A 19,687-nucleotide genomic window follows, 5' to 3' on the forward strand; every position below is an offset into this window, starting at 1 on the left:
TGCTGCCCCGCTTCTTCTCGTCTATTCCATCTCCGGTCGCTGACGCGGCATAAGCCAGGCGATCCATACCGTCAGCAGCGCGATCAGCAAAGCCACGATAAATACCCAGTGCAGCGATGCGGCAATCTGGGTCGTCCAGAGCTGCAGTTCTGCAACCGGCAGCGCCTCACGGCTCTCCGGCGACATAATTTTTTGCATCGGGTCCTCCGCCTGCGGCAGCCGCTGCGCCAGATTGATGTTTAAAACCGCCCCCATCAGTGCGGTTCCCAGCGCTGAACCAAGCATCCGGCTGAACATAATAGAGGCGGTACAGATACCGCGGATCTCATACTGCGCATGGTTCTGCACGGAGACCAGAAACGTGGTGCTGGTCATGCCCATGCCGGTGCCGATAACAAAGGCCGTAAAGCCCGCCTGCAGCACGGAACTTTCCGCGTGGAGCAGCAGCAGCAGCACGCTGCCGGCGATCAGTAACAGTGCGCCAAGCTGAGCGGTAAAGCGATAGGAGGTCACAAGCATCAGGCGACCGCTGAGCGTACTGGCAATCGGCCAGCCAATGGACATCATCGCCAGCGCGCTGCCCGCCTGCAGCGGCGTACCGCCGGTAATTCCCTGGATCCAGGTGGGCAGAAACGCGCTAATGCCCATCATGGTGGCGCCGATAATCAGATTACCGGCGTTGCCTGCCACAATCAGACGGCTGCGCCACAGCGCAAGCGGGAAAAGCGGTGCCGCCGTCTGCTGTTCGTGCCGTTTGAGACGCCAGCCTGCCACGCCTGCCAGCAGCAGAAACGGCAGCAGCCAGTAGCCGAGCGCTTCCGCCTGCAGCAGCGCCACCAGCAGCGCAGTGACGCTGATCATCAGCCAGCAGCTGCCGGTAATATTCAGCGCACCCGCTGCGGAGACCGGGCGGGCGGGCAGGAAACGCGCCAGCAGCAGCATGGAGATCAGCCCTATCGGTACGTTGACCCAAAAGATCACCCCCCAGCTGAAGTGCTGCACCAGCCACGCTCCGCTAAGCGGCCCGATAATTGCCGCCACGCCCCAGACGCTGGAGAGCCAGCCCTGAACGGTGGCGCGTTCACGCGGGGAGTAGATATCCGCCACAATGGTGGTCGTCAGCGGCATAATGGCACCCGCTCCCAGCCCCTGAAACGCGCGGAACAGAATGAGCCACGTCATGGTATGAGCAAAGCCACACAGCACTGAGCCGAACAAAAACAGCGATACCCCGACAAAAAAGAGCCGCTTACGTCCCCATATATCAGCTAAACGGCCATAAAGCGGCACGCTGACCGCCTGCGTCAGGAGATAAATAGAAAATACCCAGCCAAACTGCGCAAAGCCACCCAGATCGGCAATGATCGTAGGCATCGCCGTCGCCACAATCGTCACCTCAATCGCGGCCATAAACATGGCCAGCATACAGGCAAACAGGATCCATGGACGATGGCTGCGCAAAACTTCAGCGTGCTCTGACATAACGCTCCTTATACTGTTTTACTCTCTCTTATCCCGCCACACAGTCCGTGCTTATGTGACAGGGTAACCTTTTTCGATGAATTTTTTTTATTGTCATACCATCCCGTACCCGGTGCGGGCTGCAGACGGTTTTGACCACGTTCTGTCAGCTGTTTTTTGCGTTAAATGCTGGCTTTGCCGATCAGAGATTGCTATAGACTTTTAGCCGTCAGGTTAATTATCTGTGAATTTATGCAGGGTTAACGCAGGCAACACACACTTTAACCATAAAATTTTGCTATCGAAAGCGGCCCCTTATCCTGCCGCTCAGCAGAGCAATCATAGCTGATAGTTTGTTTATTCAGGGAGAAAACGGTTATGCCTCACGCATCGCTGATCCGGCGCACCGGATTGGCTCTTCTCACTCTTACGCTACTCGTTGCGCTTCTGATCTGGGGTATTGGTCCGGACACGCTGCGCGCCCGCCAGACCGATCTGATCTATCTTGGCCAGCAGCATCTCTGGCTGGTTTTCTGGTCCATGCTCTGCGCCCTGCTGGTGGGGATCCCTGCCGGGATTGTGCTGAGCCGCCCTTTTGCGCGACGTCAGGCGGAATATGTTATGCAGATATTCAACGTCGGCAATACTCTCCCGCCTCTGGCCGTGCTGGCGCTGGCCATGGTCGTCGTAGGCATCGGTGAGCGACCGGCGCTGATTGCGCTGTTTCTCGCCTCGCTGCTGCCCATTGTGCGCAATACCTATGCCGGCCTGTGCGCGGTTCCGCCGGCGCTGACTGAGGCGGCTAAAGGCATTGGCATGACCCGCCTGCAGCGGCTGCGCCGGGTTGAGCTGCCGGACGCGCTGCCGGTGATGTTAGCCGGTGTGCGCATCGCCACCGCGATTAACGTCGGCACCGCGCCGCTGGCCTTTTTAATAGGCGCCAGCAGCTACGGCGAGCTGATTTTCCCCGGGATCTATCTGAACGATTTCCCGACGCTGATTCTGGGTGCGGCCGCCACCGCGCTGATTGCGCTGATCCTGGATATGCTGCTGGCCGCGCTGGGCCGCATTCTTTCGCCACACGCTGCAACTTAACTCATGGAGCACGTTCTGATGACCCCCACCAGGCTGTTTTTCCACCGGCTGCGCGGCGCTGTGCTGGCCCTGAGCGCTGCGCTACTGCTTAATCAGTCAGCGCTGGCGGCTGCGCCCGTTACGCTCTCAACCAAAAGCTTTACAGAGCAGCATATTTTGTCTGCCCTGACCGTTTTATGGCTGCAGAAAAACGGGTTTACGATCGTCCCTAAGACCAATATTGCGACCACCATCAGCCGTAATGCCATGATCAATAAACAGATCGATATGACATGGGAATATACCGGCACCTCGCTCATTATTTTCAACCACATCAGTAAGCCCATGTCCCCTGAACAGGCGTGGGAAACAGTAAAAAAGCTGGATGCAAAACTGGGCCTGGTCTGGCTTGAACCGGCACCGATGAACAACACCTACGCCTTCGCCATGCAGCGTCGTCGCGCAGAGCAGGAGGGTATTACCACCCTGTCGCAGCTGGTCAGCAGAATGAAGCAAGTGCGCGCCAGCGATCCGGAGCATAACTGGCGGCTGGGACTCGACCTGGAGTTTGCTGGTCGCTCCGATGGCCTGAAGCCGCTGCAAAACGTTTATCAGCTACCGCTCGATCGCCCGCAAATCCGCCAGATGGATCCCGGCCTGGTCTACAACGCGGTCCGTGACGGGTTTGTGGACGCAGGCCTGATCTATACCACCGATGGCCGGGTCAAAGGCTTTGACCTGCTGGTATTAAAAGATGATAAGCACTTCTTCCCCAGTTACAACGTCACGCCAGTGGTACGTAAAGAGGTGCTCGCTGCACATCCGGGCCTGGAGAAAGCGCTGAATCAGCTCTCAGCGTTGATTACTGATGACGCTATTTCAGAAATGAACAAGCGGGTGGATATCGATCATCAGTCACCCGCTCAGGTTGCACGCGATTTCCTCCAGTCGCGCAACATGCTGTAAGGAGACACCATGGATACCCTGTATTACATCACTGATAACTGGCAGATGCTGCTGGGTCTGACCTGGCAGCACACCTGGCTGGTGCTGGTGGCGGTGGGTTTTGCCATCCTGGCTGGCGTACCGCTCGGCATTTTAATTGTCCGCTTTAAGTGGCTGGCGACGCCGGTGCTGGGCGTCGCCACTATTGTACTGACCATCCCCACCATCGCGCTGTTCGGGCTGATGATCCCGCTGTTTTCGCAGATCGGCCAGGGCATCGGCGCCCTGCCCGCCATCACGGCAGTGTTTCTCTATTCGCTGCTGCCTATTGTGCGTAACACCCATACGGCGCTGGAGAACCTGCCCTCCGGGCTGCGCGAAGCGGGACGCGGCATCGGTATGACGTTCTGGCAGCGGCTGCGCTGGGTAGAGATCCCAATGGCGCTGCCGGTGATTTTTGGCGGCATCCGCACGGCGGTGGTGATGAACGTCGGCGTCATGGCGATCGCCGCCGTTATCGGTGCAGGCGGTCTCGGATTGCAGCTGCTGGATGGCATCGGCGGAAGCGATGTACGCATGCTTATTGCCGGCGCGCTGATGATATGTCTGCTGGCTATCTTTCTTGACTGGCTGCTGCACCGGCTGCAGCTGGCACTGACCCCGAGGGGGATTCGCTAATGATTAAACTGGAAAACCTGACGAAAACTTTTACCCAGAAGAGTGGCGCGGCCTTTAACGCAGTAGATAACGTCAGTCTGGATGTACCGGCAGGCGAAATGTGCGTGCTGCTCGGCCCTTCCGGCTGTGGTAAAACCACCACGCTGAAGATGATTAACCGGCTGATACCGGCCAGCGGCGGCCGGATTTATATCAACGGAGAGGATACCAGCGGCCAGGATACGGTAACGCTGCGCCGCAACATCGGCTATGTGATCCAGCAGATTGGCCTGTTTCCGAACATGACGATTGAGGAGAATATCACGGTGGTGCCGCGTATGCTGGGCTGGGATAAAAAGCGCTGCCGTGAACGGGCTACGGAGCTGATGAGCATGGTGGCGCTGGACCCGACTAAATTTTTGCATCGCTATCCGCGCGAAATGTCCGGTGGTCAGCAGCAGCGTATTGGCGTTATCCGCGCCCTGGCCGCCGATCCACCGGTATTGCTGATGGATGAGCCGTTTGGCGCCGTCGACCCGATAAACCGCGAAGCGATCCAGAATGAGTTTCTGGAGATGCAGCGACAGCTGAAAAAAACGGTCATGCTGGTCAGCCACGATATTGATGAAGCGCTGAAGCTCGGCGATCGCATTGCGGTGTTTGGTCAGGGAAAAATCGTGCAGTGCGCCAGCCCGGATGAGCTGCTGGCAAAACCTGCCAATGACTTTGTCGGCTCCTTCGTCGGGCAGGATCGCACCCTTAAGCGCCTGCTGCTGGTACAGGCGGGTGACGTTACTGACCAGCAGCCCACCATTACCGTACGCCGCAGCACGCCGCTTATGGAGGCCTTTGCCACTATGGATGACAACGATATGCGTTCCGTTACGGTTGTCGATGAGGATGGCAGGCCGCTCGGATTTGTGAAGCGGCGCGAGGCGCGCGGCGCTGCCGGCCAGTGCGGAGAGCTGCTGCACCACTTTCGCGTCACCGGCAAAGCTGAAGAGAACCTGCGCGTGGTGCTGTCAAAACTGTATGAGCACAATACCGTCTGGATGCCGATTGTCGATGAAGATGGGCGCTACAGCGGCGAAATTTCGCAGGATTACATCGCGGATTATCTCAGTTCCGGGCGGACCCGTCGCCGTCTGAACCCCTGAACGCTGCGTGCGCCTGAAGCGGCGCACGCGTGGCTCGTTAATCGTGTTCTGACAGGCTGACAGCTGCGGGTCAGCCGGCCGCGCGTTGCGCCCTGGTAAAGGAAAACGCCGGCCCGGTTAACGCGTCAGGATCGATATAGCGCGTGAGATCGCGCTGCTCAGCGCGCGGCAGATAAGGCAGCTCGCCCAGCAGCGGCGCGGCAAGCCGGTCGCGCAGCACGCTGACAATCTCCGCATAGTGCGCCAGGCCCGGATTGATGCGGTTTGCGACCCAGCCTGCCAGCGTCAGGCCATCGTGCGCAATCGCCTCCGCCGTCAGCAGCGCATGATTAATACACCCCGTTTTTATCCCCACGACCAGCACGACCGGCAGCTGCTGCTGCTGTACCCAGCCGGCGAGCAGCTGCCGATCGTTTATCAGGCTGCGCCAGCCGCCTGTGCCCTCCACAATCACATATTCCGCCTGCGCCTGCAGATCGGCCAGATGACGATCCAGCAGCGCGTAGTCGATATGCTGCCGGGCCCCTAGTCCGGACGTATCGCCGGTCAGAATAACCGGATTCACCGCCGGATAGCTGAGCGTCAGCCCTGACGCCTGCTGCAGCAGTTCTGCATCGCGGTTGCGCAATCCTTCCGGCGTGGCGCGCGCCTCTTTTGCCACAGGTTTAAAACCTGCGGCGCAGATGTTTGCCTGTGCCAGCAATTGCAGCAGCGCGCATGCAACCACTGTTTTTCCTGCTCCGGTATCGGTACCTGTGACAAATAGCGTTTTCACCTGTTCCACTCCTTCCAGTAAGCAGCATGGATAGCCTGCGAAGAAGGCAGTGTAGGTAATTGACGCCGCCCGATGCTTGCGTTAGCGCAAACTTAAGGCGGGCTGGAGTTATCCCTGCAGCAGTTTAATCAGCAGATGACCGTTATAGAGGGCGTCTTTGATCAGCGCTGCCGCCCCCAGCGTACCGGGATCGCGCATCAACGCAGGCACCAGCTCCAGATCGCGGCTGTAAGCGGGCAGTGCCTGCTGCCGGATAGTGCTGTTTATGGCGGGAAAAAGTACGTCTGCAGCCTGATTGAGCGGCGAACCGATAAGAATTTTTTGCGGGTTGAAAATATTCACCATCATCGCCAGCATACGCCCGACGTGATGCCCCACGCCGGCAATTGCATCGTGCGCCAGCCGGTCACCCTGCTGCGCAGCGCGGCAGAGGTTTTCCAGCGTCAGCGGCTGCTGATGCAGCTGGCTGTCAGGCTGCAGCGCCAGCCGCTGCTGCGCCAGCTGCAGCAGACTGGCGGTGCTGGCCACGGTCTCCAGGCAGCCGTGATTACCGCAATAGCACTGCTGGCCCCAGGGATCGATCTGGGTATGCCCTATCTCCACCAGCGCACGGCCGCTTTTATGCAGCAGCTGACCGCCACTGATGACGCCGGCGCCTACGGTCTCATCGATCACAATCTGAATAACATCCTGCGCGCCGCGCGACGCGCCAGACTGCGCCTCTGCCAGCGTCCACGCTGAGATGTCATGCTGCACAAACACCGGCAGGCCGGAGCGCTGCGCCAGCGTTTCGCCCAGCGGCATATCCTCTACATCATAGCCCGGCATGCGATGAACCACGCCGGAGGCGGCGTTGATAAGACCAGGGGTGGTGATAGCGATAGCTGTCAGACGCTCAAGCCGCTGCTGATGCCGGATAAAGAACGCATCCACCAGCGTCTGCAGATTCTGCAGCAGCGGCACGTCAGACGTCAGGGGCAGCGGCAGGCGATCCTCTTCCAGGGCGCGACTGCTTAAATCGCGCAGCGTCAGCGTGATTGCGCCGGGCTGGATACGTATCGCCAGATAGTGCCACGCCAGCGTATCGAGCACGAGACCAATTGCCGGACGACCGCGGCTGCCAGGCTCCTGAAACTCCGTTTCCTGCACCAGATGCGCATCGAGCATTTCGCGTACAATTTTAGTGATGCTGGCGGGTGCCAGCTGCGCCCGCCTGGAGAGTTCAATACGTGATATCGGCCCATGCTGGTCAATCAGACGGTAGACTACGCCTGCGTTAGTCTGTTTGATGTGGTCAATATGACCAGGCTGACTCTCCCGATTCACACCCTGCTCCCGGATATTTTCGCGCTTCTAAATAAACATTCGCTATGGTGAGGCACTTTGCCGGAGAGCGTTAACTATTTGGCTGAAAATGTGACTGGTCGCACAGATTGATCGGCTCTGTCTGCCCGGATTGCGTCAGATTTCAGCGTTTTCCAGCATCAGCGCCTGCATGTTGCGCATCTGGGCGGTGGGTTCCCGCAGCGCTGACCAGACGAGCCAGACTTCTGAGCGCGCATCCTGCTCCTCCAGCGGGATCCAGATCAGGTCGGCCAGCCGTGCCCGGGCAAACGCAGCGGGCAATACCGAGATCCCCAGCCCGGTCGCCACCAGTCCCAGAATCGTCATCGCCTCGCCCGCCTCCTGCGTGATAACCGGGCTGACGTGATAGCGATGCAGCAGGGCCAGAATGTCGCCGTAGAGCGCCGTACCGCTCTGCGCGTCAAAGAAGATAAATGGCTCCCCGGTCAGGGCGCGAACGGAGAGGCTGCGGTGCTGCGCCAGCGGATGATCGCGGTGCATCACCGCGTACAGCGGCTCCCGCAGCAGCAGCTGGTAACGCAGATCTGGCGGCAGCGGCGTATTGCGCATCACACCCAGATCGAGCTGGCCATCAAGCAGTGGCGTCAGCTGCTGGCGGGTGTTGTGCTCCTGCATATGAATATGCACTTCCGGCCAGCGCTGGCGAAAACGAAACAGCGCATCGGAAACCAGTCCGGTAAACGGGGCTGATGAGGTAAAACCGATGCGCAGTTCGCCCTGCTGCCCCTGATGAATGCGTGCCGCCCGCTCAGCGCTCTGGCTTACCTGCAGCAGAATAGCGCGCGCATCCTGCAGAAAAGCGGCACCGGCCGGCGTCAGCTGTACGCTGCGATTGGTACGCACCAGCAGCCGGGCCTGAATGCTCTGCTCCAGCTGCTGGATCTGCTGGCTGAGCGGCGGCTGAGAAATATTGAGGCGCCGCGCCGCGCGGCCAAAATGCAGCTCCTCAGCGACAGCAATGAAATAGCGCAGGTGACGCAACTCGATAGCCATATTTTTAACATATCAGTTGAGATGATTAATATATTGTACATCTCATTAACGCCTTTCTACAGTAAGTCACTCTCTCTCATTAAGGATATCCTGTGAGCCGCCTTACCTCGCTGATATGGCGCAACCCTATCGACGTCACTGCTGACGCCACCCCGTCCCGCATCGGGCGCGGCTCACCGCAGTTCCTGCCGGTGACGCTGGCGCTGTTTTCTGCCGGCCTTGCCACTTTTGCTCTGCTCTACTGCGTTCAGCCTATTCTGCCGGTGCTGTCGCAGCAGTTTGGCATTACGCCGGCGCAAAGCAGCATCTCGCTCTCGCTCTCTACCGGATTGATGGCGCTGGGGCTGCTGGTTACCGGTCCGCTTTCTGACGCTATTGGCCGTAAACCGGTGATGGTAACGGCGCTGATGCTGGGGGCGCTGTGTACGCTGCTGTCGGCGATGATGCAGAGCTGGCACGCCATTCTGCTAATGCGTGCGCTGATCGGCCTGTCGCTCAGCGGCGTGGCCGCCGTCGGCATGACCTATCTGAGCGAAGAGATGCATCCCCGGGTGGTGGCTTTTTCGATGGGACTCTATATCAGCGGTAACTCTATTGGCGGCATGAGCGGCCGTCTGCTCACCGGGGTGATCACCGATCTCTTTTCCTGGCGCATCGCCATTGGCGTCACCGGCTGCTGCTCGCTGGCGGCGGCGCTGATGTTCTGGAAAATCCTGCCCGCCTCGCGTCACTTCCGCCCCGCCTCGCTCCGCCCGCGCCATCTGCTGATCAACTTCCGCCTGCACTGGCGCGATAGCGGGCTGCCGCTGCTGTTTGCCGAAGCCTTTCTGCTGATGGGCGCGTTTGTCACCCTGTTTAACTATATTGGCTATAGGCTGATGAGTGCGCCGTGGACGCTCAGCCAGGCGACAGTAGGATTACTGTCGCTGGTCTATCTTACCGGCTCATGGAGTTCGCCAAAAGCGGGTGCCCTGACCGGCCGCTTTGGGCGCGCGCCGGTGATGCTGAGCGCTATCGCTATTATGCTGGCCGGACTGCTGCTGACGCTGGCCACCACCCTGTGGCTGATCGTTCCCGGCATGCTGCTCTTTACCGCCGGTTTTTTTGCCGCCCATGCCGTTGCCAGCGGCTGGGTGGGAACGCGCGCCCGGCGCGCCCGGGGCCAGGCCTCTTCGCTCTATCTCTTCAGCTACTATGCCGGATCCAGCCTGGCCGGTACGGCGGGCGGCCTGTTCTGGCATAGTTACGGCTGGCCGGGCGTCACGTTGTTTATTACGCTGCTGCTGCTGCTGGCACTGCTCACCGGTTTTCTGCTGCTGCGCCGCCGCCTCTGACCCGCGCTTTTAGCCAGGCGGAGCGCCCCGACGCTCCGCTTTCGCCACCTTTCCCCAGGTCCACCTGAAACAAAACTGCAATTCATCGTTATAATCTTTTCTATTCCAATAATAGTCAGACGTTTTTTTTTTCAGCAATGAGGTGGTTAATGGCGCTTTTTTACTATGTTGATAAACATGCCGGGTATAACAATAATCATGTGGTGCACGCTAAAGGCTGCCCGTTCCTGCCTGCCGACGCGGCACGACGCTTTCTTGGCACCTTTTATGCTGCGAACGCGGCGATCCAGCAGGCGCGTAAATTCTATCCGGGCGCTATGGGCTGTGAGCACTGCTGCCCGGTGGGCGTAAAAAAAAACCTGACCCCCTGCAATAGCGTGGCCCTGAAACATATGGTGTGACTCTGATAATCCTGGTCTGAAGTCACACTATTATAAAAAGGGTCAGGTCGCCACTCTGTCAGCCCTGAATCCCGCGCTTTTCCCAGACAGCAGCTGATGCCGGTAATAAACAGAGGAATAAAAAACTCTTAGCAGGTTTCCATCTGCCGGTTCATCAGCCACAATAGAGGTAATTTGTGACGCAGATCACCTTTGAGGCGTCTCTGCTCCCGTTAACCTGCTGTCTGACTAATTTGAATTTCATGCAAACTTCTACCGTTTCCCGTAAAACAGCCTGGCTACGCGTTGTCCTGCTGGCCATTGCGGCGTTTGTCTTTAATACCACTGAATTTGTCCCGGTCGGCCTGCTTTCTGATATTGCAGCAAGCTTTACGATGAAAACGGCAGATGTGGGGATCATGCTCACTATTTATGCCTGGGTGGTGGCGCTGCTGTCGCTGCCGCTGATGCTGCTGACGCGCAACGTTGAGCGGCGTCTGCTGCTGGCGGTGCTGTTTATTCTCTTTACCGGCAGCCACGTGCTCTCAGCGTTTGCCTGGGACTTCCGCTCACTGGTGGTGTCGCGTATCGGGATTGCACTCTCACACGCCGTGTTCTGGTCGATTACTGCCTCGCTGGCTATTCGCGTGGCACCGGCGGGTAAGAAAACGCAGGCGCTGAGTATGCTTGCCACCGGAACCGCACTGGCCATGGTTCTGGGGGTGCCTATCGGGCGCGTAATCGGGCAGTATCTCGGCTGGCGCACCACGTTTGGTATGATTGGCCTCTCGGCGCTGGTGCTGATGATCCTGCTGGTGCGCGTATTACCGCGTCTGCCAAGCGAGCATACCGGCTCACTCAGCAGCGTGCCGATGCTGTTCCGCCGTCCGGCGCTGGTGACGATGTATCTGCTGGTGACGCTGGTGGTCACGGCGCACTACACCGCTTATAGCTATATTGAGCCCTTTATGCAGGTGGTGGCGAACGCGGATGCCAATTTTACCACCCTGCTGCTGCTACTGTTCGGCTCTGCGGGCATTCTCGGCAGCATTCTGTTCAGTACGCTGGGTAACCGTTTCCCGTCTGCGCTGTTAATCGCTGCTATTGCGCTGATTACGCTCTGTATGGGACTGCTGATTTTTGCAGCGGTGCGCCCGACCGCCATTATCACCCTCTGTATTATCTGGGGCATGGCGATGATGATGATTGGCCTGGCGATGCAGGTTCGCGTGCTGTCACTGGCTCCGGATGCCACCGATGTGGCGATGTCGCTCTTCTCCGGTATTTATAATATCGGTATCGGAGCGGGCGCACTGCTCGGCAGCCAGGTCAGCCAGCATCTGCAGCTCTCAGACGTGGGCAACGTCGGGGCGCTGATAGGGCTTTTCTCGCTGTTCTGGTGCGTGGCGATTTTCCGCCGCTATCCGCAGTTACGCTCTAATGGCTGACTGACCGACCGGCAGCTGCAGGGATGCACGCTGCCGGATCCCGCTTTTTGTATTACGCCTCGCATCCTCTCCGTTTTGCCCTTTATAATCGCACAGACTCTCTCCGCAGGGACCGTTATGAACAGTAAACGAGTAACGCTGATTCTGTCGCGCGCCGTCAGCCACGTCATGCTTGAGGATATCCGGGCGATTGTGCCAGCCGCTGCGCTGAGCGTTTTTATCAATACGCTGGATGAAACCCGCTACGCAACGGTTGAGTGCCTGCAGAGCGAAGAGAACTGTGCGCTGCTCGCCTCCGCTATTGTGGTGTGGCGTCAGCTCGGGCAGATTCAGCACATCGACTACCATAAAGGCGATCGCCTGCGGCAGATCGCGGATGCCACGCAGTTTGAACTGTTCAGCATGATGAAAACGCATCGCGCGCTGCTCAGGCTCGCTTAATAAGGATTGCTATGAAGATTGGTTTGCTGTTTCCCATTGCCATTATTGTTGCCGGCGTAACGTTTCTGGCCTGGTTCATCGCCAGCGGCGCAGCGGTGCCGGGGTCGTAAAGCGGCACCGCTGCGGCTGCAGCAGCCGGCGTCAGCGCCTTAACGGATATGCTTCTGGCTAAAGAGCAACGCCGCACCGCTCAGCAGCGACATCGCCATCAGATAATAGCCCGGTGCCAGGCTGCTTCCCGTCCAGCTAATCAGCAGCGTGCAAATCAGGGGCGCGAAGCCGCCAAAGAGGGTAACGGCGACGTTATAGCTGATCGCCATGCCGCTGGCGCGCGTGCCCATCGGAAAGAGATCGGCCATCACTGATGGCACCACGGAGAAGTAGACCGACTTCAGCAGCGCCATCCAGCAGACCAGCAGAATCAGCGTCACCGGCGTGGTATGGTTCGCTAACAGCCGGAACGCCGGCCAGATGGTAACCATTAACAGTATCAGCGATCCCCACATCAGCGGTGCGCGGCCAACGCGCTCCGCCCACAGGCCCATCAGCGGCGTCACCAGCGTCAGGATCACCCCGCCCAGCAGCGTAGCGGTAAAGGCCGCGCTGCCTGAAAGGTGCAGATTTTTGGTCGCCCAGGTTGGCACATAGTTCAGCATGTAGTTAACCGCCGTCGAGATCACCATCAGGCCAATCGCCAGCAGCATCAGCTGCTTCTGGCGCCCGAACAGGCGCTTCAGCGGCGCGGGCTCCGGCGGGCGGTCGGCAAAGCTTGCGGGTTCGTGCACATGGCGGCGGATATAGAGACCCAGCGGACCAATCAGCAGCCCAAAGGCAAACGGAATGCGCCAGCCCCACGCCTGCATTTCACTTTCGCTCAGCAGCTGCGTCAGCCCCAGTCCAAACGCAGAGGCCATCAGCGTACTGGCTCCCTGGGTCGCGAACTGCCAGCTGGCGATAAAGGCTTTGCGCTCGGGATAGTGCTCCACCAGAAAGGCCGTCGAGCTGCCAAACTCGCCGCCGGCTGAAAATCCCTGAATCAGCCGCGCCACCAGAATCAGCAGCGGCGCCAGCAGCCCGATGTGCGCATAGCCCGGCATAAAAGTGATGATCGCCCCGCCCAGCATCATCAGATTGATTGAGAGCAGCAGCGCCCGCTTGCGTCCGTGGCGATCGGCGTAGTTACCCAGCACGATTGCCCCCAGCGGGCGGATCAGAAACGAGACGCCAAAACTGCCAAAGGTCAGCAGCAGCGAGACTGCCGGATCGCTGACCGGGAAAAACGCGTGGGCAATATAGCTGGCAAAAAAGCCATATACCGCAATATCAAACCACTCCAGGGCGTTGCCGATGCAGGTGGCAAACAGCGTTTTATGCAGCGAAGGTTTACTCCCCGCGAGCGTGACGGTCGGGTTCAGGCTGCTCATTGTGCACCTCCTGCTCTGGCACGATGCTGTGCAATAAGCGCGTCACCCCGCTCGCCCAGATCCCACAGCAGCGCGGTCATGATCTGCAGCCCTTCGCGCGCCACCGGCGTCAGCAGATGCTCATTGACGCCATGCTGCCCGCAGGCCGGATAGGAGTGCGGCACCCAGAGCGTCGGTAATCCCAGAATGTCCGCAAACACATCATTTGGCAGCGATCCGCCCAGGTTCGGCAGCAGCGCCGGAGGCTGCTCACACAGCGCCGTCATGGTATGCATGACCCACTCCACCAGCGGATCGGTCGGATCAAAACGCGTCGCCGGCGATCCGTGCAGCACCTCAACCTCAACGTCGGTAAAGCCTGCGGCGGCAAGGTGAGCGGCGACGTGCTCGCCCAGCCGCTGCCAGTCGGTTCCCACTACGAAGCGCAGCTGACATACCGCCGTGGCGCTGGCGGGGATAGCATTCATCGGGCGAGCCGGGTTACCGGTGGTAAAGGTCAGCACTTCCAGCGTGTTCCAGCCATAAAGGCGCTCGGCAGGCGTCAGCCCCGGCTCCCCCCAGTCGCAGGCAAGCGCAGGATCGCCCGGCATGCCGCCCACACGGATGCTGCTCAGGATCGCACGCACTTCTGGTGTCAGCGAATCAGGCTTCAGCGCGGTGACCTGTAGCTCACCGCGGGCGCTTATCAGGGCTGCGATGGCATGGGCCAGCCGGGTACCGGGATTACTCAACAGGCCGCCCCAGTTACCGGAGTGACAGGCGTTGTCGCGCGCGTTGATGGTAAGACGAAAATTCACCGCGCCGCGTGAGCCGAGAAACAGCGTCGGACGGGGGGCGCTGACGCGCGGTCCGTCTGACGCGATAAAGAGATCCGCTTTCAGCAGCGCCGCCTGTTCCCGGCAGAGTTCCGCCAAGCCCGGCGAGCTGATCTCCTCACCCATTTCAAACAGCAGCTTGCAGTTAAAGCCGAGCCGGCCGCCCCGCGCGTGCCAGACCTGCTCCAGCGCCGCCAGATTAATGCAGTGCTGGCCTTTATTATCCGCGCTGCCGCGCGCATACCAGCGATCGCCCTCTGCCGTCAGCTGCCACGGATCCAGATCGGCGCGCCAGTTTTCATCGTCACCAAAGACCACATCGCCGTGACCATAGCTCAGCAGCGTGGGCAGCGTCGCCGCCTCCATACGGATGGCAACCAGGAACGGCGGCTTATCCGCCAGCGGGTTGGCAATAAAGTGCAGCTCAAAACCGAGCGCGCTCAGCTGCGGGCCAATCTCCTCGCGCAGGTAATGCGCCAGCTGCGGCGCACGATCCGGCCGCTGACTCTCCGTGCGCAGCGCCACGCGTCTCGCCAGCAGCTGCTGAAACTCACCGCTGTCGAAGTAGCGCAGCGCGGCTGATATCGCCCGATCTCGTGTCATGTTTGCATCTCTTTTTGCGTTATTGTGCTGACATAGTTACGAAATCACTGCTTTGCCACAATGATCAATTTATCGAGTATGCTTTGCTTTTACAGCAAAGCTTCCCTGCCCGTTTCTGAGGCATGCACTATCATGAGGCACGTCGATGTTAAGCACTGAACTTCGCTATTTTCTGGTAGTTGCCCGGGAAGGTTCGCTCAGCGCGGCCAGCGCGCAGCTCTACGTGGCCGTTTCCGCTATCAGTCGTCAGATACAGCGGCTGGAGACGCAGGTTGGCACGCCGCTGTTTCAGCGCCACGCGCGCGGGATGGTGCTGACGGAGGCGGGGGAAATCTTTGCGCATCACGCGCGAAAAACGCAGCTCGATATGGCGTATGCACTGGCGGAAATCAACGGATTACGTGCGATGCGCCGCACGCTGATCCGCGTGGCGTGCACCGATGGTCTGGCGTTCAGCCTGCTGCCAGCGCTGATCGCCGCTTTTCGCGCTGACCACCCGGCCACGCTGTTTGAGGTACAGGTGGCAGACGCACAGGGTGTGGCAGAGCAGCTGCGTCAGGGCGCGTGCGATATTGCGCTGCAGTTCAGCCTGCGTGCTGAACAGGGAGTGGAGGTTATCGGCTCCTGGCCTGCGCCGGTGTTGCTCCTGATGCAGCAGCAGCACCCGCTGGCCGCAGCGTCCGCTATTACGCTGGCGCAGCTCAGCCACTATCCGCTGGCGCTGCCGCAGCAAAATACGACCGTGCGCCAGCTGTTTGAACTGGCGAGCCACATGAGCGGCCAGCTGATTGAGCCGGTGTTAACCTGCGACAACTTCTCGGCGCTGTTTAACTTTCTGCTGCAGACGCCGCAGGCGGTGACCATCTGCAGCGCCTTTACCGTACGCGGCCAGACCGGACGGCATCAGCTTGCCCTGCGGAGCATTAATATCGAACAGCTCAGTCAGCGTACGCTCCAGCTGCAGGCGCAGTCAGGGCGGCCCCGCAGCGCCGCCCTGACCTTGTTCCTCGCGTTCCTGCAGCAGCAGCTGAGCGCAGACGATCCTGCGCTTACTGCTTAATATCGACCGGATAGAAGTTGTGCTTGCCAAACGGATCGACCTGATAGCCGCTGACCGACTTGCGCACCGGTTCAAAAATAGTGGAGTGTGCAATCATGACCGCTGGCATCTGGTCATGCATCATCTGCTGCGCTTCCTGATAGAGCGCAACGCGCCGATCATGATCCTGCTCGGCGCGCGCGGCGGTAATGATTTTCTCAAACGGCTGATAGCACCACTTTGACGAGTTGGAGCCACCATTCGCTGACGTGCAGCTGTAGAGCGGACCAAAGAAGTTATCCGGATCGCCGGTGGCGGTGGTCCAGCCCATCAGCGCCGCCTGATGTTCGCCGGCCTTGACCCGCTTAAGGTATTCGCCCCACTCATAGCTGACGATGCTGGCTTTAATGCCCACCTGCGCCCAGTCCGCCTGAATCATCTCAGCCATCCGGCGCGCGTTGGGATTATAGGGGCGCTGCACCGGCATCGCCCAGAGTGCAATTTCGGTACCGGGTTTAATGCCCGCCTCCTGCAGCAGCGCTTTGGCCTGTTGCGGATCCCAGGCGTAATCTTTCAGCTGCTGATCTGCGCTCCAGACGCCCGGCGGCAGAATGTTTTTCGCTACCGTGCCGGTGCCTTTGAAGATGGCGTCAATAATCGCCTGTTTATTGATGGCCATCGCCAGCGCCTGGCGCACCTTCACATTATCCAGCGGCGCTTTGGTGGTGTTAAACGAGAGAAAACCAGTGTTCAGGCCCGACTTCTGCTCCAGCGTCAGATCGGGATTGTTGCGCATCTTGTCGAGATCGGCCGGATTCGGGAATGGCATAACCTGGCACTCATTTTTCTCCAGCTTCGCCAGTCGCACCGAGGCGTCCGGCGTGATTGAGAATATCAGCCGATCCAGTTTTGCTTTGCCCTGCCAGTAAGCCGGGAACGCCTTATACAGAATGCGCGAGTCTTTCTGATACTGCACCAGCTCAAACGGGCCGGTGCCAATCGGCTGCATATCAACCTTTTCCGGCGTGCCCGCCTTCAGCATTTTGTCCGCATATTCGGCGGAATGAATGGAGGCGAAATACCACGCCAGATCGGCGAGAAAAGGCGCTTCCGGGTGCGCCAGCGTGATACGCACGGTGTAATCGTCTACCCGGTCAATAGCGGTGATAAGTTTTGCCAGCTCCAGGCTCTCAAAGTTCGCGTAGTTGCCGCCGGATACAGTGTGATAGGGATTTTTTGCATCCATCTGCCGCATAAAAGAAAAAATCACGTCATCCGCATTGAAGTCGCGTCCCGGCGTGAAGAGTTTATTGCTGTGGAATTTCACGCCTTTGCGCAGATGGAAGGTGTAAACCCTGCCATCGGGGCTGATCTCCCAGCGTTCTGCCAGCGCAGGCTGTAAATCGGTCGTGCCGGGACGGAAATCCACCAGCCGGTCAAACAGCGGTACGGCGCTGGCATCCACGCTGGTGCCGGAGGTGTAAAGCTGCGGGTTAAAGTTTTCCGGGGAGCCTTCGGAACAGTAAACCAGCGTCTTCGCGGATACGCTGCCCGCCACAGCCACGCCCAGCAGGCTTAGCGCCAGTTTGCTCATCATCATTTTCATACTGTTTCTCGCTTTTTATTGACTTATGTTGGTCTGCATCGCTATTTATTTCATTGATAACATGTTTTCACCGCCAGGCGTATCACCTGCGGCCCCTTACTGATAAGGAATTGTGATGACAGACCAGCTTGCCCGGGAACTGACCCGGCGGTTTTATCGTTATCTGGCGGTCTCCAGCCAGAGTGATGCAAAGTCCACCACCCTGCCCAGTACGCCCTCTCAGCATGAGATGGCTGCGCTGCTGGCACAGGAGCTGCGCGACCTGGGGCTGCAGCAGGTCGAGATTGACCAGCACGCTACCGTAACCGCCGTTAAGCCCGGCAACACGCCTGGCGCACCCCGTATCGGTTTTATTACCCATATCGATACCGTGGACGTTGGCCTCTCGCCCGATATCCATCCGCAGACGCTGACCTTTACCGGCGACGACCTCTGTCTTAATGCTGAGCAGCAAATCTGGCTGCGCGTGGCGGAACATCCGGAGATCCTGCCTTACCGCGGTCAGGAGATTATTTTCAGCGACGGCACCAGCGTGCTGGGTGCGGATAACAAAGCTGCGGTCAGCGTAGTAATGACGCTCATGGCGAATCTGCAGGGTGCGCATGGCGACGTCGTGGTCGCGTTTGTGCCGGACGAAGAGATTGGGCTGCGCGGTGCCAAAGCGCTGGATCTTGAGCGGCGCTTTAACGTCGATTTCGCCTGGACCATCGACTGCTGTGAGCTGGGAGAGGTGGTCTATGAATGCTTTAACGGCGCCAGCGCTGAGCTGGTGTTTAGCGGCGTGCCGGCGCATCCGATGTCAGGGAAAGGGGTGCTGGTCAATCCGCTGCTGATGGCGCATGATTTTATCAGCAGTTTTGACCGTCAGGCGACGCCGGAACAGACCGAGGGCCGCGAAGGCTATATCTGGTTTAACGAGATGCAGGCGAACGCCAGTCAGGCGGTGCTGAAAGCCTCCATTCGTGATTTCGATCTGCAGGGTTTTGCCGCGAAGAAACAGCAACTGGCAACGGTTGCCGAACAGATTGCCGCCCGCTATCCCACCGGCAAGGTGGCGCTGACAATCGGCGACGTTTACAGCAATATCAGCAATGCGATTGGTGAAGATCGCCGCGCCATTGATCTGCTGTTTGCCGCGCTGGCGCAGGCTGGCGTGACGCCGAAAGTAATCCCGATGCGCGGTGGCACCGATGGTTCTGCGTTGTCAGCGAAAGGTCTGCTGACGCCTAACTTTTTTACCGGCGCGCACAATTTTCATTCGCGCTTTGAGTTTCTGCCGATCCCGTCGTTTGTGAAGTCGTATCAGGTTGCTGAAGCGCTCTGCGCGCTGGCTGCCAGACCGGCCTGACAGAGGGCAGGCATTGCGCCTGCCCGCTCTTTATCAGGGCTGTTTGCTGGCGGTCACGTCGATGCCCGGAAAATATTTGGCTGCCAGCCGGGTCACGGTGCCGTCCGCCTGAACCTTGCTGATAGCTTCATCCAGCGCCGTTTTCAGCTGGCTGTCGCCCTTGCGCAGTCCATAACCGATACCGGTGCCCAGGATGGCGTCATCCTCAACCGGCCCGCCGGCAAAGGCAAAACCTTTCCCCTGCGGCTTGTCCAGGAAGCCGGACTGCCCGGCCGCCGACATCACCAGCGTGCCGTCCAGACGACCGGCGACCATATCGTTATAGACCTGATTCTGATCCTGATAGGACGTTACCGTCACGCCCTGAGGCTCCCAGTGTTTCTTCGCAAAGGTCTCCTGAATAGAGCCCTGCAGCACGCCGACCGATTTGCCTTTCAGCGCGTCTGCTGAAGGCTGCAGCTTCTCGCCCGCTTTCACAATCAGCATGCTGGGAATACGGTAAATCGGCTTGGTGAAATCGATGCTTTTTGCCCGCGCCTCGGTGATGTTCATCGCGGAGTTAATCGCATCAAACTTTTTCGCCTGCAGCGCCGGGATCAGCGCATCGAAGCTGCTCTCCACCCAGCTGCAAGTAAAGTTGCCGGTTTTACAGATGGCGTTACCCAGCTCAATATCAAAGCCTTCCAGCTCGCCGTGCGCGTTGCGGCTCTCAAACGGCGGGTATTGTGACTCCACGCCATAGCGCAGGCTGGTCTGCGCCAGCGTCTGTGCCGATGCGATCATGCCCAGTGCAATAAACAGCGCGTTCAGTTTTTTCATTAT

Annotated in this window: 19 protein-coding genes; 11 read left to right on the plus strand and 8 right to left on the minus strand. The window is 59.1% G+C overall.

All coding sequences use genetic code 11. From position 1 onward, the window contains the following. Positions 1-21: 21 nt before the first annotated feature. Positions 22-1,482: an MDR family MFS transporter gene (locus AC2CF9_RS02330; RefSeq protein WP_484556174.1), complete on the minus strand. Its 1,461-nt coding sequence runs from the start codon at positions 1,480-1,482 to the stop codon at positions 22-24. Positions 1,483-1,839: 357 nt separating this feature from the next. On the opposite strand from AC2CF9_RS02330, the gene AC2CF9_RS02335 reads away from it, so the two are divergent. Genes AC2CF9_RS02335 through osmV form a run of 4 tightly spaced genes read left to right on the plus strand, consistent with a single transcriptional unit; the run spans position 1,840 to position 5,294 of the window. Further along, positions 1,840-2,556: an ABC transporter permease gene (locus AC2CF9_RS02335; RefSeq protein ID WP_484556175.1), complete on the plus strand. Its 717-nt coding sequence runs from the start codon at positions 1,840-1,842 to the stop codon at positions 2,554-2,556. An 18-nt stretch (positions 2,557-2,574) separates the two neighbouring features. Next, positions 2,575-3,501: a glycine betaine ABC transporter substrate-binding protein gene (locus tag AC2CF9_RS02340; RefSeq protein WP_484556176.1), complete on the plus strand. Its 927-nt coding sequence runs from the start codon at positions 2,575-2,577 to the stop codon at positions 3,499-3,501. A gap of 9 nt (positions 3,502-3,510) precedes the next feature. Then, entirely contained in the window at positions 3,511-4,158 is a 648-nt protein-coding gene (gene osmW, locus AC2CF9_RS02345; RefSeq protein WP_039384394.1) for an osmoprotectant ABC transporter permease OsmW, read from the plus strand. Further along, positions 4,158-5,294, plus strand: a complete 1,137-nt coding sequence (gene osmV / locus AC2CF9_RS02350) for an osmoprotectant ABC transporter ATP-binding protein OsmV (RefSeq protein ID WP_150016157.1) — start codon at positions 4,158-4,160, stop codon at positions 5,292-5,294. The genes osmW and osmV overlap by 1 nt, the downstream gene beginning before the upstream one ends. Before the next feature lie 70 nt (positions 5,295-5,364). Here osmV and bioD read toward each other — a convergent pair whose 3' ends face one another. The 3 genes from bioD to AC2CF9_RS02365 all read right to left on the minus strand — a co-directional run bounded on the left by bioD (position 5,365) and on the right by AC2CF9_RS02365 (position 8,427). Further along, positions 5,365-6,069, minus strand: a complete 705-nt coding sequence (bioD, locus tag AC2CF9_RS02355) for a dethiobiotin synthase (protein ID WP_484556177.1) — start codon at positions 6,067-6,069, stop codon at positions 5,365-5,367. Between the two features lie 108 nt (positions 6,070-6,177). Continuing rightward, positions 6,178-7,395 (minus strand): sugar metabolism global transcriptional regulator Mlc, encoded by a 1,218-nt coding sequence (gene mlc, locus AC2CF9_RS02360; RefSeq protein ID WP_484556178.1) that lies wholly within the window; start codon positions 7,393-7,395, stop codon positions 6,178-6,180. 135 nt (positions 7,396-7,530) lie between these two features. After that, complete coding sequence (locus AC2CF9_RS02365) at positions 7,531-8,427, minus strand: LysR family transcriptional regulator (RefSeq protein WP_150016160.1); 897 nt, start codon at positions 8,425-8,427, stop codon at positions 7,531-7,533. A 110-nt stretch (positions 8,428-8,537) separates the two neighbouring features. On the opposite strand from AC2CF9_RS02365, the gene AC2CF9_RS02370 reads away from it, so the two are divergent. From AC2CF9_RS02370 to AC2CF9_RS02390, 5 genes are all read left to right on the plus strand, one after another. Further along, entirely contained in the window at positions 8,538-9,761 is a 1,224-nt protein-coding gene (locus AC2CF9_RS02370; protein WP_370513323.1) for an MFS transporter, read from the plus strand. A 149-nt stretch (positions 9,762-9,910) separates the two neighbouring features. Then, the gene (locus AC2CF9_RS02375; RefSeq protein ID WP_150016162.1) at positions 9,911-10,162 is read left to right on the plus strand and encodes a hypothetical protein; all 252 of its coding nucleotides are present in this window, start codon (positions 9,911-9,913) and stop codon (positions 10,160-10,162) included. A 242-nt stretch (positions 10,163-10,404) separates the two neighbouring features. Continuing rightward, on the plus strand, positions 10,405-11,589 hold the full coding sequence (locus AC2CF9_RS02380; protein WP_150016163.1) for a sugar transporter: 1,185 nt from the start codon (positions 10,405-10,407) through the stop codon (positions 11,587-11,589). Between the two features lie 117 nt (positions 11,590-11,706). After that, positions 11,707-12,030, plus strand: a complete 324-nt coding sequence (locus tag AC2CF9_RS02385) for a hypothetical protein (protein WP_039384405.1) — start codon at positions 11,707-11,709, stop codon at positions 12,028-12,030. Positions 12,031-12,041: 11 nt separating this feature from the next. Next, entirely contained in the window at positions 12,042-12,140 is a 99-nt protein-coding gene (locus AC2CF9_RS02390; protein WP_139239671.1) for a YoaK family small membrane protein, read from the plus strand. Positions 12,141-12,179: 39 nt separating this feature from the next. On the opposite strand, the gene AC2CF9_RS02395 is transcribed toward AC2CF9_RS02390, so the two are convergent. Beyond that, entirely contained in the window at positions 12,180-13,454 is a 1,275-nt protein-coding gene (locus tag AC2CF9_RS02395; protein ID WP_484556179.1) for an MFS transporter, read from the minus strand. Next, positions 13,451-14,872, minus strand: coding sequence for a M20 family metallopeptidase (locus AC2CF9_RS02400; RefSeq protein ID WP_484556180.1), 1,422 nt, complete (start codon positions 14,870-14,872; stop codon positions 13,451-13,453). The genes AC2CF9_RS02395 and AC2CF9_RS02400 overlap by 4 nt, the downstream gene beginning before the upstream one ends. A 145-nt stretch (positions 14,873-15,017) precedes the next feature. On the opposite strand from AC2CF9_RS02400, the gene AC2CF9_RS02405 reads away from it, so the two are divergent. After that, on the plus strand, positions 15,018-15,932 hold the full coding sequence (locus AC2CF9_RS02405; protein WP_484556181.1) for a LysR family transcriptional regulator: 915 nt from the start codon (positions 15,018-15,020) through the stop codon (positions 15,930-15,932). Here the strand turns inward: AC2CF9_RS02405 and AC2CF9_RS02410 are convergent. Then, positions 15,922-17,508 (minus strand): ABC transporter substrate-binding protein, encoded by a 1,587-nt coding sequence (locus AC2CF9_RS02410; protein ID WP_484556437.1) that lies wholly within the window; start codon positions 17,506-17,508, stop codon positions 15,922-15,924. The two genes, AC2CF9_RS02405 and AC2CF9_RS02410, sit on opposite strands and share 11 nt — an antisense overlap. Positions 17,509-17,632: 124 nt before the next feature. Here AC2CF9_RS02410 and pepT point away from each other — a divergent pair, with 124 nt between their 5' ends. Next, positions 17,633-18,865: a peptidase T gene (gene pepT, locus AC2CF9_RS02415; protein ID WP_484556182.1), complete on the plus strand. Its 1,233-nt coding sequence runs from the start codon at positions 17,633-17,635 to the stop codon at positions 18,863-18,865. A 33-nt stretch (positions 18,866-18,898) separates the two neighbouring features. On the opposite strand, the gene AC2CF9_RS02420 is transcribed toward pepT, so the two are convergent. Further along, the gene (locus AC2CF9_RS02420) at positions 18,899-19,684 is read right to left on the minus strand and encodes a transporter substrate-binding domain-containing protein (protein ID WP_484556183.1); all 786 of its coding nucleotides are present in this window, start codon (positions 19,682-19,684) and stop codon (positions 18,899-18,901) included. Between the last annotated feature and the right edge of the window lie 3 nt (positions 19,685-19,687).

The sequence above is a fragment of the Pantoea sp. SYBGC1 genome (assembly GCF_057197005.1).

Excerpts from the sequence above, each read along its gene's own strand:
- AC2CF9_RS02330 (WP_484556174.1), bottom strand. The coding sequence starts at position 1,482 with ATGTCAGAGCACGCTGAAGTTTTGCGCAGCCATCGTCCATGGATCCTG.
- AC2CF9_RS02335 (WP_484556175.1), top strand. The coding sequence starts at position 1,840 with ATGCCTCACGCATCGCTGATCCGGCGCACCGGATTGGCTCTTCTCACT.
- AC2CF9_RS02340 (WP_484556176.1), top strand. The coding sequence starts at position 2,575 with ATGACCCCCACCAGGCTGTTTTTCCACCGGCTGCGCGGCGCTGTGCTG.
- osmW (WP_039384394.1), top strand. The coding sequence starts at position 3,511 with ATGGATACCCTGTATTACATCACTGATAACTGGCAGATGCTGCTGGGT.
- osmV (WP_150016157.1), top strand. The coding sequence starts at position 4,158 with ATGATTAAACTGGAAAACCTGACGAAAACTTTTACCCAGAAGAGTGGC.
- AC2CF9_RS02365 (WP_150016160.1), bottom strand. The coding sequence starts at position 8,427 with ATGGCTATCGAGTTGCGTCACCTGCGCTATTTCATTGCTGTCGCTGAG.
- AC2CF9_RS02375 (WP_150016162.1), top strand. The coding sequence starts at position 9,911 with ATGGCGCTTTTTTACTATGTTGATAAACATGCCGGGTATAACAATAAT.
- AC2CF9_RS02380 (WP_150016163.1), top strand. The coding sequence starts at position 10,405 with ATGCAAACTTCTACCGTTTCCCGTAAAACAGCCTGGCTACGCGTTGTC.
- AC2CF9_RS02385 (WP_039384405.1), top strand. The coding sequence starts at position 11,707 with ATGAACAGTAAACGAGTAACGCTGATTCTGTCGCGCGCCGTCAGCCAC.
- AC2CF9_RS02390 (WP_139239671.1), top strand. The coding sequence starts at position 12,042 with ATGAAGATTGGTTTGCTGTTTCCCATTGCCATTATTGTTGCCGGCGTA.
- AC2CF9_RS02395 (WP_484556179.1), bottom strand. The coding sequence starts at position 13,454 with ATGAGCAGCCTGAACCCGACCGTCACGCTCGCGGGGAGTAAACCTTCG.
- AC2CF9_RS02400 (WP_484556180.1), bottom strand. The coding sequence starts at position 14,872 with ATGACACGAGATCGGGCGATATCAGCCGCGCTGCGCTACTTCGACAGC.
- AC2CF9_RS02405 (WP_484556181.1), top strand. The coding sequence starts at position 15,018 with ATGTTAAGCACTGAACTTCGCTATTTTCTGGTAGTTGCCCGGGAAGGT.
- AC2CF9_RS02410 (WP_484556437.1), bottom strand. The coding sequence starts at position 17,508 with ATGATGAGCAAACTGGCGCTAAGCCTGCTGGGCGTGGCTGTGGCGGGC.
- pepT (WP_484556182.1), top strand. The coding sequence starts at position 17,633 with ATGACAGACCAGCTTGCCCGGGAACTGACCCGGCGGTTTTATCGTTAT.
- AC2CF9_RS02420 (WP_484556183.1), bottom strand. The coding sequence starts at position 19,684 with ATGAAAAAACTGAACGCGCTGTTTATTGCACTGGGCATGATCGCATCG.